Below are 11419 nucleotides of genomic sequence, written 5' to 3'. Positions count from 1 at the left end.
GAGGGAAGGGGTGGCGGCAGGTTACTTGCGCTGCCGAGCCAGGAACAAGGCGTTGCCAATCTCCTCCTGGCTCAACTCCTCGCGCTGCTGGCGCTCGTGCTTCACCTGCTTCTGCCAGGTCTCCTTGTGCTTCTCGATGGCCTTGAGCTCCTTGGCCGCCTCGGCCATCTCCCGCCGCCGCTGCTCGACGAGTCGCTCGGCCACCTTCACCGCTTCCCGCTGACGCTCGACCTCCAGCGCCACCTGTGCCTCTTCGTCCTTCAGGCGCTCCTCGAAGCGGCCCATCATGTTCATGCCGTTGATGCCGGAGCCCTTGGCCATCACCTCCTTGAGGTAGGCGGCCACCTTCTCCTTGCGCTCGCGCTTGCGGCGCTCCAGCTCGTCAATCAGCCGCTGGAGCTCCACCTTCTCCTTCTCGAGGGCCTTGATGGCGTCGGAGAAGGCCTGCTCGGCCTCCTCCTTGGCCCGGGTCCGCATGTCCAGCAGGGTTTGCAACCGGTACGGGGGCATGGTCCCCCCATCCTACCCCGGATTTCCCAGGGTGCACCCCTGTCCAGTGGGCCAGGAGTCGTACCCCCGACGCCCCAGGGGGCCCGGCTCACTCCTCGAAGAGGGCGATCAACTGTTCCACCGTCTCGTCGAAGCCCGAGTTGGAGTGGGTGTCCTGCTTGAGGAAGTCGATGATGGCGTCGTACTTGTCGATGGCGTAGTCCGTGCGGGGGTCCGTCCCGTACTGGTAGGCGCCCAGCAGGATGAGGTCGCGCTGCTTCTCGTATGTGGCCAGCGTCTCGCGCAGCTTGCCCGCCGCCTTCTTGTGCTCCTTGGAGACGATGCCGCTCATCACACGGCTGAGGCTCGCGAGGACGTCCATCGCGGGCCACTGGTTTCGCTCGCCCAGCGCGCGGTTGAGGATGAAGTGGCCGTCGAGAATACCGCGGACCTCGTCCGCGATGGGCTCCTCCATGTCACCGCCGGCCACGAGGCAGGTGTAGATGGCGGTGCACTTGCCCTTCTCCGAGTTGCCCGTGCGCTCCAGGATGCGCGGCAGCATGGAGAACACGCTCGGCGGGTAGCCCTGACGGGCCGGGGGCTCGCCCACCGCGAGGCCAATCTCACGCTGGGCACGCGCCAGACGCGTCACCGTGTCGAGCATGAAGAGCACGTTGCCGCCGCGCTCCCGGAAGTACTCGGCGATGGCGGTGGCGACGTAGGCGGCGCGCAGACGCACGAGGCTGGGCTGGTCCGAGGTGGCGCACACCAGCACGGAGCGCTTCATGCCCTCCTCGCCCATGGCGTCCTCGATGAACTCGCGGACTTCGCGACCGCGCTCGCCGATGAGGGCGACGACGCACAGGTCGGCCTGGGTGTTGCGCGCTATCTGTCCCATCAGCGTGGACTTGCCGACGCCGGAGCCGGCGAAGAGGCCCACGCGCTGACCCTCGCCCACGGTGAGCAGTCCGTCGATGCAGCGCACGCCCAGGGGCAGGGGCCGCTCGATGCGCTGACGGGTGAACGGGTCCGGGCAGTTGCGGTCCACGGACCAGTCGATGAGGCCCTCTTCCGGCAGGTCGCTGCCGTCCATGGGCTCGCCGATGCCGTTGAGCACGCGCCCCAGCAGCGCCTCTCCGCACTTGATGCTCAGGGGCTTTCCGGTGGGGATGACCTCGCTGTCCGGGCCGATGCCGTACAGCTCGCCCAGGGGCATGAGCATCACCTCATCGCCCTGGAAGCCCACCACCTCCGCCTTCACCGGGCCGCGGCCCCGGCTCTTGATGAGCACCAGCTCGCCCACGCGGACGTTGGGGACGCTCGCCTTGATGATGAGGCCGGTGAGTTCGGTGACGCGACCCCGGACGCGCACCGTCTGGGCTTCCTGGATGAGGTCGAAATAGCGCGAAAGGTCGATGGCCATGGACGCGGTTCCGTCCCGGCTAGGCCGGGCCTTCCTTCGGGCCGTTCTGGTCTGGCAGCAGCACGTTCTGGAGCATCTCCAGCTGCGTGGGCAGCTGCGCATCCACGGTGCCGAACTCCGTCTGGACGATGCAGCCCACGGGAGCGACCTCCGGGTCCTCCTTGATGGCCAGGTCCACCGCGCGGCCGATGAGCTCCATCAGCACGGGCTTCTTGGCGCGCAGCACGGCGGCCGTCTTCGGGTGCACGCGCAGCGTCATGGCGCGGGCGCTGCGCAGGTTGTCGATGGCGGACGCGCACAGCTCCAACATCAGGTCCGGGTCCTTCTCCAGGCTCCGGCCGATGATCTTCTCGCCCACGCGCAACCCCAGGGCGATGATGTCCTGCTCGTACGTGCCCAACAGCTCCCCGGCCTGCATCTTCGCGCGGAGGATGATCTCCGTGGCCTGGGCCAGCCCTTCCTGGCGCCCCTGCTCCCGCGTCTTCACCAGCAGCTCTTCGCGCTCGCGCTGGGCCTCCGCCAGGATGCGCTCCTTCTCACGGTGCGCCTCCTCGAGGATGCCCTGGGCTCCCTGGCGCGCCTCGAAGACCTCGGCGTTCATCACTCCCGCGCGAGGAGGCCGCAGCACGGGCCGCTCCGACACGAGAGACGGCTCCGCCGTCCCGTCACCCTTGATCACCTTGCCGATCGCCATGCGCCGCTCCTTGCGGGCCGGATGCTAGCGCGTTCCGCCGCGCGGTCCACGCCCGCCGGAGCCCGGAGGCACCGGCTTGTCCGTATCGGACGTCGAGCGAGGTCGCCGCTGCACCGCCGTGCCCTCCTTCTGTCCCCCCGACGACGGCGCCCCCGCGGGAGGGCCTGCTCGCCCGGCGAGCACCCGAGGGGGCCGCTCCTGCTGGCCTCCGCCCTCGCGAGCCGGGTCCGGACGCAGCGCCTTGACGCTCACCGACGAGCGCGAGCGGAACACCCGAGAACCCTCCGGGTCCTCTCGGGACGGCGCGACATCGGCGCGAGGCCGCACCCGGGACGAACGGGACAGCTCCTCGGGAGGGCGCTGCACGCGCGAGGACTCCCCCGCGGGACCCACCCGCGAGGCATCCCCAGAGGGCCCCACCCGCGAGGCGTCCGCCGCACGACCCACACGAGAACCATCCGAGGCAGGGCCCACCCGCGAGCCGTCCGCCGCGCGGCCCACGCGAGAACCGTCCGAGGGGGGGCCCACGCGAGAACCGTCTGACGAAGGGCCCACCCGCGAGCCGTCCGCCGCGCGCCCCACACGAGAACCGTCCGACGCGGGGCCCACCCGCGAGCCATCCTCGGCGGAGCCCACCCGCGAGCGCTCCCGCATGGGAGGTGCCTCGGCCTCGCTGCCTGGTGTCGACGGGCGAGGTCGGGGTCCCCCCAGGCCCAGCCGCGAGGGCGGAGGGCCGATGCGAGCCCCCTCCGGGTCCGGCCTCGACGGACGACTCGGCCGGGGCTCGGGGCCTCCTGGCTCGCGACGGGCTCCCGCCGAGGTGCCCTCACGACGCGGGGCACCCGGGGCTGGCGCCGGGGAATGGGGGTCGCGGCGCGGGGGGACGCGATGGACCGCGGAGCCATCCGCCGCGCCCTCCTTGGGACGCGCGACACGAGAAGGCTCCCGCTCCCGGCTGGACATGGCGCCCGCGCTCCTCGCGGCGCGCTCGGCCATGAAGTCGCGCTTCACCGAGGGATCGGCGCCAGGAGGCCGGCGCGTGGCGGTGCCCGCCTTGCCCGGCTCGCGAGCCACGCCCGTGCCCTCTCGAGGAGCGCTCACGGGCTCCCGATGCACGGAGGAACCACCCGCCTCACGTGCCACCGGCGCGGGCTCGCGGGACGGCGCGGGCTCGCGGGAGGCACCCGCCGGCGCTTCACGGGGAGGAGCCTCACGCGCGGCGGCGGAGGCGGCAGCGGCCTTGCGCGCGCCCGGCGGGGGCGGCAGCACGGCGGACTGACGCGGCGGGGGCGGCGTCGCCAGGCGGACGGGGCGCTCGATGAGGCCTCGGGTGGCCAGCCGCTCCAGGTCCATGACGATGTCGGTGCGGCCACCGTCGCCGCGCGCGGTGGGACGGATGCGCTCCTCGCGCACCCACTTCGCCACCAGGCTGCCGAACTCGCCCCGGTACTTCTCCAGCATGCGCGCGGCGAACTCCGGCGACTGGGCCACGCACGCGCGCGCCAGCCGTTGGACTCCCGCGCTGCGGATGGAGCCCGCCGGGTTCTTCAAGCCGTCGTGCATCTCCAGTTGGGCGCGGGCGTCCTCCTCCGGGAGCTTGCGCGGCGCATTGGCCGCCACGGACTTGCTGGCCAGGAGCTTCAGGTCCGGAGGCAGGGCCTCCAGCAGCGTCTCCCGCTCCGCGTCGGGAAGACCCGCCAGGGCCGGACCCAGCACGCGCGCGCCCAGCCTGTCGCTCACCGTGAGCAGCTCCCGCTGCTGGAGCATGAGCACGTCGGAGAACTTGAAGCCCGCGGACTGCGAGGCGCTCGACTCCCGCGCCAGCGCCTCCTCCAACTGCCACCGGACGATGTCCAGGACTTGAGGTCGGACCTCGCGGGTCAGCTTCACGCGAGACGGCGGCAGGTGGACCCGCACCGCCTCCGCCATCGCGGAGGGCAGCGCGCGCAGGACAATCTCCATCAGGGCCCCGCGCTCGCGTTGCAGCAGCGCGGCCAGCCGCTCCGGCTCCGCGGTCCACAACTGACCGCGCCGGTCCTTCACCAGCCGCTTGATCTCCTGCACCAGCGCGGGGATGCGCTTGTCGCGGGGGATCTGCAGGATCTCCTGCGCGCGGTGGCGCAAGAGCTCACCTTCCTCCGTCGGGAGGTGCTCCATCGCCCCCAAGCTCTCCTGGCCGCCGAAGGTGACGGCGGTCAGGAGCAACATGCTCTGACGCTTGTTGAGCGAGGTGAAGAACGAGTCCAAACGTCACCTCGCGGGCCCCACCGACGCCCGCTGGGAGGAAGGAGGCGCCCCACTGGCGGGGGCGCGAAGGCGTCAGGCCTCGGGCGGACGGACGCGGGGACGGGAGCCGCGCGCGGCGGGAGCGCCACCGGGAGCGCGCATGAACGACCAGCCCGTCAGTCCCATCATCCCCAGGATGAGCACGCAGGCCACCGCCAGCATCATCTTGAACTGGCTGGCGCTGGACGCCGTCATCCGCAGTCCCAGCACGTCCTGCTGCCGGTTCTCGTCCGTCTTCTCCGCCTTGGGGCCCTGCGCCGCGGTCATCAGCACCGTCACCGCCTCCGGTCGCATCTCCGGCACGGCCGTGGCCACGAAGGCCTTCACCGCGGCGACCTCGATGGGCGACTTGCCGCCCTCGACGATGCGGTACTTGATGAACACCGACGCGGACGGCATCGGCTTGTTCTCCGGCTGCGTCAGGTCGTTGTTCTCCGGCACGCTGACGATGGCGCGCGCCTCCAGCACGCCATCGATCTGATTGAGCGCGTTGGAGACCTCGCCCGCCATGGCCTTGAGGAGCATGGCGCGCTCCTCCGTGGCGGTGGGCACCATGCTTCCCTTGGCGAAGTGCGACAGCCCCTTCTCCACGGGCCTGGGCAGCGAGTTGAGCTTGAGCAACTCCGCGGCCTCGGCGGCGTCCGTCTTGGGCACGGTGATCATGAACCGGACCTCGTTGCCGCCTTCCTCCTTCTCCTTCTTCGCGTTGATGCCGTTCTTGCTGAGCAGGACGTAGATTTCGTTGGCGTCCGCTTCACTCAGCTCATGCTGCAGCTCGATGTGACAACCCGTCACGAGCACGAGGGCGAGGAGCGGGGCGGCGAACGCATGCGGTCGGCGAATCATGGGCGGGCGTGAGCTTACCTGGGCCTCGGAAAACGCGGAAGGGCGCCCCCTCCAACTCTGGAGAGGCCGCCCTTCAACCAAGCGCCACCGAGGACGGTGGATTGAAATCAGACCTGCGTCTTGACGACGTCCTTGAGGCCGGTGGTGGCCTTCTCGACCACCTTGCTCGTCAGGTCCAACTGCTGGGTGTACTGGTACATGGACGCCTGGAGCGAGAGCAGCTCGGCGTTGGAGAACTGCTTGCCGCTGGAGGCCTGGGAGATGATCTTCTCCAGGTTGCCCTGGCCCTTCTCCAGGTCGCCAATCACCTGCGTCATCATGTCGGAGGCCTTGCCCGTCTTCCCCGTCTCCGTCTTCGCGGCGACAGGCTCCGCGGCCTTCGCGGAGACAGGCTGGGTGGCGGTGGCGTTGACCTTGTTCAGGGCCGCCTTCTCCGTCTTGTTGACGGTCTCCACCTGGCGGACGGCGTCCGTCTTCTGGGTCGCCTGCGCCGCCTGGGCCTTGTTCACGCCCTGGGCCGCGTCCACCTGACCGGCGCCCTGCGACTTGTCAGCGAGAACTCCGTCGAACTTCGACGCCCCCGCCTTGTTCGTCTGCTGGACGCCCTGATCCTGCAGCTTTTGCTGCGCCACCTGCGCCGCGGAGATGCCCGCCATCGGACCCGCCATGTGACAGCCTCCTTGCATCCGTCGAGGTAGGGGGAAGTTCCTCCTCCTCGTTCAAGAGTTCCTTGAGGCGGTCGATGGCCCGCGCATGAAGCCGCGACGCCCAGCTCTTCGACTGCCCGATTTCCGACCCCGCCTCTTCCAGCGTCCTGCCCTGGAAGTAGTACCCCTGAAGAAGCTTTCGCTCCTTCTCCGGGAGCTTCTCTATCGCCGCCCGCACCCGCGTCTTCAGCTGCTCCTGCTCGATCCGGACATCCACCGGCAGCGACTCGTCGGTGTACCCGCCGTTGTCGGCCCCCTCCAGACTGGAGGCGAACACCATCGCCAGGCCTTGGACAGCATCCGAGATGTCACTGACATCATCGTCGAATGAGCTGCCCCGGTTGCTTGAGCCCGACTCCCGGTCCGACAAATTGCCCAGGTATGCCGCCGCCCGCTCGCCCACGTACGCGTTGCGGGCGTCGGAACCCCTCAACACCCCCATCTTCCTCAAGCCGTCGAAGATGGCGCCCTTGATGCGGTAGTGGGCAAAGGTGAGGAAATTGGCTCCCACCTTCGGGTCGAATCGTTCAGCGGCCTCCAGCAGTCCTATCTGTCCGTACGCCACCAGCTCATCCAGCTCGAGCTGGGCGTTGAACTGCTTGCGCACGGTCGCCGCGAGCGACCGAACGTAGGGGCCGTACTTGGTGAGAATGGCCTTCCTGTCTTCGCCCAGTGGCAAGCGCTGCTCACTCGGCCTTGGACCACAGCCGCTCGAGTACCTGGTTCAGCCTCGGGTCATCCTGCAGTGCGTCCGCGATCTTCGTGGTGAGGGAGGAGGACTTCATGCGCAGCTTCTCCTTCAGGACTTCGGCGACCAACGCCCGGGTCGCCTCTTCCTTGCTCTTGAAGCCCCCGTTCTTCAATCCGCGGGCGATGGCCATCGCCTGCGCGGCGACCGGATCCGCGGCCTGGGGGCCCTGGACGTTGCTGGAGCCTACCAGACCCGAAACGCCAACAAGAGACTCCGCCTTGTCCACCTTGGCGCCAAAAGCCGTGCCACCCGTGGGCGCCGCGGACGACGCCCCCTTCGCGCCACCGGCGCGCCCCTTGCCACCACCGCGTCCAACGCCACCGACAGCCATGGGCGAAGCTCCCCTCCTGCCTCTACTTCTTCGCGGGAGGCAGGACTCCCGCTTCCTTCGCCTGGAGGAGCGCCTGCGCCAGACGGGCCCCGTCACCTTCGGGCTCCAGGTCGATGGCGGCCTTGAGCTCCTTGAGCGCCTCCGGCACCTTGCCCAGGAACAGGAGCGCCTCGCCCACGTGCGCGCGCGGCAGTGACGCCTGGGGCGCCAGTCGCTGCGCGGAGCGGTAGGCCTGCAGCGCCTTGTCGTGACGGCCCTGCGCGAACTCCACGGCGCCCAGGCCCAGCTGCGGAACCTCGCTCTTGGGCATCAGCGCCGCGGCGCCGGAGAAGATCTCCTTCGCCTTGTCGAACTGCCCCATGTCCAGCCACAGGTAGCCGGCCTCCAGCAACACCATGGCCTGCTGGCGCCCCAAGGGGACCAGGCTGTTCGAGATCTCCGAGACGCTCTCCGCCATGGACTTCGCTCTTCCTTTCCTGGCCCGGCCTGGAGGGAAGCGGCGCCGCTCCCCTCCCCTCCGGGCTTTCGCCCGCCACGCCCCGAGGGCTTAGCGGACGTTGCTGATGGAGTTCTTGATGCAATCGTGCCGCGACTTCATCACGTTGGAAATAGCCGTGAAGGTCTGCGACTCCTGCTGGATGGCCGCCTGCAGGTTCAGCAGCTTGGAGTTCTCCGCCGCCATCTGGTTCAGCGAGAAATTGCCGCCCACGGTCTCCGACGTGCTGGTGCCGAGCGCGCCCGTGCCGGGACCCGCCACGCCACCACCGATGCCACCGGCCACGCCGCCGATGCCGGCCGAGGCGCCGCCCATGGACGGAGCCACCGTGCCGCCGCCCATGCCCACCGCGGTGCTCATCACGCCCGCGTAGGGCGCGCTGCCGGAGCCCGAGTTGTTGGACAGGGTGTGAACCGAGGAGACCGCCGCGGACACAATCTGGCCGCCCGGAATCATGCCGGCCACCGCGCCGACGCCCGTGCCCACCGCGCCCGCCGCGCTGTTCAGGCCGTTCTGAAGCCGCGCGCCAAAGCCCGTGTTCGGGGTCTGCCGAGCCGTCGTGACGTTGGTCGAGAGCCGGACGCCAGGACCCATCATGTTGTCGATCTTCGCCATTTCATCCTCCAGCAGGCGCTGCGAGAAAAAGACAGAGCTCCCGGATGATCCAGTGCTCTTTCCCTGATTATCGGCCCAGCCCTCCGCCAGTTGCCTGCCCGTGGCGAAAAACCGCGACTGGTCAGGAAAACCCCGTCATTTCCGGCCCTTGGAGCCCTTCGATTCGGCGATCAGCCGCTCGCGGGTATCCACCAGCAATTCCAGCAGGGCCTCCGCGTGGGTGAGCGCGGCCTGGGCCTTCCTGCCCACCTCCACCTTGGGGCCCTTGAGGGCAGCCAGGCTGTCCTTCAGCGGATCGAACAGCGCCCGGACGTCCTCCGCGGGGGTCGCCTCGAGGAGCGACTCGATTGCGGGGTACGAGGGCACGGGAAGCTCCTGGGCCGAGGGGGGAGCGGACGGCTTGGCGGACGGGGGCATCGCGGAGGGGGTCTCCTGTCGGGCCAGCGGCTGGAAGGCCGGTGGACGCTTGCCGGCGTGACGCTAGGGGAAAAGCCCGCCCGGCCACAAGCCGCCAGAGGCCTGCCCTCGGGTCCACCCTGCCCTGGCCCCACCGGCAGGGGAGGGACCGGGCACGCGCCGACCTTGCCCCCCCAGCCCTGTCCGCTTCCACCGTCGCACCTAGCTTTTGGAACAGCGGAGGGAAACGACGCACCACGCTTGCCCCTCCGTCGCACTCACACAGGAGGCTCTCCCATGAAGAAGCTGGTTGGGGTTTTCGCGGCAATGGCACTGCTGGGGTCCGGCGCGGCCTTCGCGAACGACGACAAGACCAAGCCGCAGCAGGACACCGCGGCGCAGGGCGGTTCGGGCACGTCAGGTACGACGGGGAGCACGCAGGACCCGTCCATGCAGAAGGACAGCTCCATGGGCGGCTCCGGCTCCACCATGGGCTCCAGCCCCTCCATGGGCACCAATGCCATGGGCCAGAAGGAGCTGAGCGGCAAGGTGGTGAAGGCCGAGAGCACCAAGCTCTTCGTGCAGGACGCGCAGGGCGCGGTGGTGACGCTCGACATCGACAAGAGCACCACCTTCACCGACCCGACGCTCAAGAAGGCCAAGGACCTCAAGGAGGGCCAGGAGATCCGGGCCAGCTTCGAGGTGAAGGAAACGAAGAACATGGCCAAGAGCATCTCGCTGTCGGGCACCGGCGGCGCGGGCACGGACGTCATGGCGCCGGACCCGTCCATCAACGAGGGCACCATGGACACCGGCACCCAGGGCACCCAGGATGACATGGGCACCGGCGGCTCCAGCATGGGGACGGACAAGAACAAGGACGTGGGCACTGGGGACAAGAGCACCAGCCCCGACACCCAGTACTGAGCCTGGGCCCACGGACTCGCACCCGTGAGACACCGGCTCCCCGGACGGGGATGCGAAGGGCCCGCGGCCTCCACAGGTCTCGGGCCCTTCGTGCATTCACTTCATTCAGTATTGACTGAATGACCTGAACGAACTAGATGCCGGGCGCCACTCGGGCCCCGGCGGACGTCTGTCGCGCGCGGCCTCCTCGGGGTGGGACGGAGGCCGTGAATGAAGGAGCCGAATGCCGCGGAGCAGCGCTTCATCGAGTCGATGGGGCTGTACTTCGAGCGGCAGGGCAGCACGCGCATCGGTGGGCGCATCCACGCGCTCCTGATGCTGACGGACCAGCCGCTCTCGCTCCAGCAGATTGCCCGCGTGCTCAAGGTGAGCGCGGCCTCCGTGTCCACCAACATCCGCGCCAGCATGGCGATGGGCCTGGTGGAGCCGGCCAGCATTCCCGGAGACCGGCAGCACTACTACGTCGTGAACCACGACGGCTGGGAGAGCCGGCTTCGCACCGCGGAGGACAGCGTCAAGGCGTTCGTCCGCGTGTGCCAGGAGGCCCTCTCCGCGCCGCAGCTCGCGCACAAGCAGCACCTGCGCGAGGCGGCGGACTTCTGTGAGTTCTACCTGGCCGAAATGGCCGGCATCGCCGAGCGGTGGCGCGCCTCACGCGCGGCCCGCCCCTCGCCCCGCACCCCCAAGGCATCGAAAGGACGCACCGCATGAACGCCGCAGTCGCGCAATCACCCATCGTCTCCATCACCAACGTGACCAAGGACTACACCCTGGGCAAGGTGGTCGTCCCGGCGTTGCGAGGCGTGGATCTCCAGGTGCACCCCGGGGAGTTCATCTCCATCGCCGGCCCGTCCGGCAGCGGGAAGACGACGCTGCTCAACCTCATCGGCTGCGTGGACACGGCCACCTCGGGCGTGGTCAGCGTGGCGGGCCAGGACACCAAGCAGCTCACGGAGCGCCAGCTCACCCACCTGCGCCTGCACACCATCGGCTTCATCTTCCAGAGCTTCAACCTGGTGTCGGTGCTCAGCGTCTTCCAGAACGTGGAGTTCCCGCTGCTCCTGCAGCGCAAGCTGGACAAGAACCAGCGCAAGGAGCGGGTGAACCAGTTGCTGGAGCAGGTGGGCCTGGCCGACCACGCCAAGCACCGCCCCAACGAGCTGTCCGGCGGCCAGCGCCAGCGCGTGGCCGTGGCGCGCGCGCTCGTCACCCGGCCCCAGTTGGTGCTGGCGGACGAGCCCACCGCCAACCTCGATTCGGTGACGGGCCAGAACATCATCGACCTGATGAAGGAGCTGAACCAGAAGGAAGGCACCACCTTCATCTTCTCCACGCACGACGCCAAGGTGATGAGCCACGCGAACGCCGTGGTGCGGCTGGCCGACGGCAAGTTCCTGGACCGGCTGACCCCCTCCGAGGCGAAGCGGGCCATGGCGGCAGGCGCGGAGGGTCACTGAC

Annotated in this window: 14 protein-coding genes; 3 read left to right on the top strand and 11 right to left on the bottom strand. The window is 69.3% G+C overall.

The window, feature by feature from the left end:
- Window positions 1-21 precede the first annotated feature (21 nt).
- The 11 genes from G4D83_RS28280 to G4D83_RS28230 form a co-directional block, all read right to left on the bottom strand.
- Window positions 22-510 carry a flagellar assembly protein FliH gene (locus tag G4D83_RS28280; protein ID WP_163867960.1) on the bottom strand — a complete coding sequence of 163 codons (489 nt, stop codon included), beginning with the start codon at window positions 508-510 and terminating at the stop codon, window positions 22-24.
- A gap of 88 nt (window positions 511-598) precedes the next feature.
- Complete coding sequence (sctN, locus tag G4D83_RS28275; protein ID WP_163867959.1) at window positions 599-1912, bottom strand: type III secretion system ATPase SctN; 1314 nt, start codon at window positions 1910-1912, stop codon at window positions 599-601.
- A 19-nt stretch (window positions 1913-1931) separates the two neighbouring features.
- Entirely contained in the window at window positions 1932-2606 is a 675-nt protein-coding gene (locus tag G4D83_RS28270; RefSeq protein WP_163867958.1) for a FliH/SctL family protein, read from the bottom strand.
- A gap of 24 nt (window positions 2607-2630) precedes the next feature.
- Window positions 2631-4853: a hypothetical protein gene (locus G4D83_RS28265; protein WP_163867957.1), complete on the bottom strand. Its 2223-nt coding sequence runs from the start codon at window positions 4851-4853 to the stop codon at window positions 2631-2633.
- A 72-nt stretch (window positions 4854-4925) separates the two neighbouring features.
- Entirely contained in the window at window positions 4926-5738 is an 813-nt protein-coding gene (locus G4D83_RS28260) for a type III secretion protein (protein WP_163867956.1), read from the bottom strand.
- Window positions 5739-5845: 107 nt separating this feature from the next.
- A complete protein-coding gene (locus G4D83_RS28255; RefSeq protein WP_240356697.1) occupies window positions 5846-6406 on the bottom strand; it encodes an ATP-dependent helicase HrpB in 561 nt (186 codons plus the stop codon).
- Complete coding sequence (locus G4D83_RS28250; RefSeq protein WP_163867955.1) at window positions 6288-7124, bottom strand: sigma-70 family RNA polymerase sigma factor; 837 nt, start codon at window positions 7122-7124, stop codon at window positions 6288-6290. The genes G4D83_RS28255 and G4D83_RS28250 overlap by 119 nt, the downstream gene beginning before the upstream one ends.
- A 7-nt stretch (window positions 7125-7131) precedes the next feature.
- On the bottom strand, window positions 7132-7527 hold the full coding sequence (locus G4D83_RS28245) for a hypothetical protein (RefSeq protein ID WP_163867954.1): 396 nt from the start codon (window positions 7525-7527) through the stop codon (window positions 7132-7134).
- Between the two features lie 22 nt (window positions 7528-7549).
- Window positions 7550-7984 carry a tetratricopeptide repeat protein gene (locus tag G4D83_RS28240; protein ID WP_163867953.1) on the bottom strand — a complete coding sequence of 145 codons (435 nt, stop codon included), beginning with the start codon at window positions 7982-7984 and terminating at the stop codon, window positions 7550-7552.
- A gap of 90 nt (window positions 7985-8074) precedes the next feature.
- Entirely contained in the window at window positions 8075-8638 is a 564-nt protein-coding gene (locus G4D83_RS28235; RefSeq protein ID WP_163867952.1) for a hypothetical protein, read from the bottom strand.
- Window positions 8639-8773: 135 nt separating this feature from the next.
- The gene (locus G4D83_RS28230; RefSeq protein ID WP_205522730.1) at window positions 8774-9055 is read right to left on the bottom strand and encodes a hypothetical protein; all 282 of its coding nucleotides are present in this window, start codon (window positions 9053-9055) and stop codon (window positions 8774-8776) included.
- 276 nt (window positions 9056-9331) lie between these two features.
- Between G4D83_RS28230 and G4D83_RS28225 the strand changes: the two genes are divergently transcribed.
- The 3 genes from G4D83_RS28225 (at window position 9332) to G4D83_RS28215 (ending at window position 11418) form a co-directional block, all read left to right on the top strand.
- The gene (locus G4D83_RS28225) at window positions 9332-9961 is read left to right on the top strand and encodes a hypothetical protein (protein WP_163867951.1); all 630 of its coding nucleotides are present in this window, start codon (window positions 9332-9334) and stop codon (window positions 9959-9961) included.
- Window positions 9962-10171: 210 nt separating this feature from the next.
- Window positions 10172-10672 (top strand): GbsR/MarR family transcriptional regulator, encoded by a 501-nt coding sequence (locus tag G4D83_RS28220; RefSeq protein WP_163867950.1) that lies wholly within the window; start codon window positions 10172-10174, stop codon window positions 10670-10672.
- The gene (locus tag G4D83_RS28215) at window positions 10669-11418 is read left to right on the top strand and encodes an ABC transporter ATP-binding protein (protein WP_163867949.1); all 750 of its coding nucleotides are present in this window, start codon (window positions 10669-10671) and stop codon (window positions 11416-11418) included. The genes G4D83_RS28220 and G4D83_RS28215 overlap by 4 nt, the downstream gene beginning before the upstream one ends.
- The last annotated feature ends 1 nt before the right edge of the window (window position 11419 follow it).

Source organism: Myxococcus eversor, assembly GCF_010894455.1.
GTDB classification, from domain to species: domain Bacteria; phylum Myxococcota; class Myxococcia; order Myxococcales; family Myxococcaceae; genus Myxococcus; species Myxococcus eversor.
The sequence above is the reverse complement of the archived record's forward strand: the minus strand, read 5'-3'. Positions and strand labels throughout refer to the sequence as shown.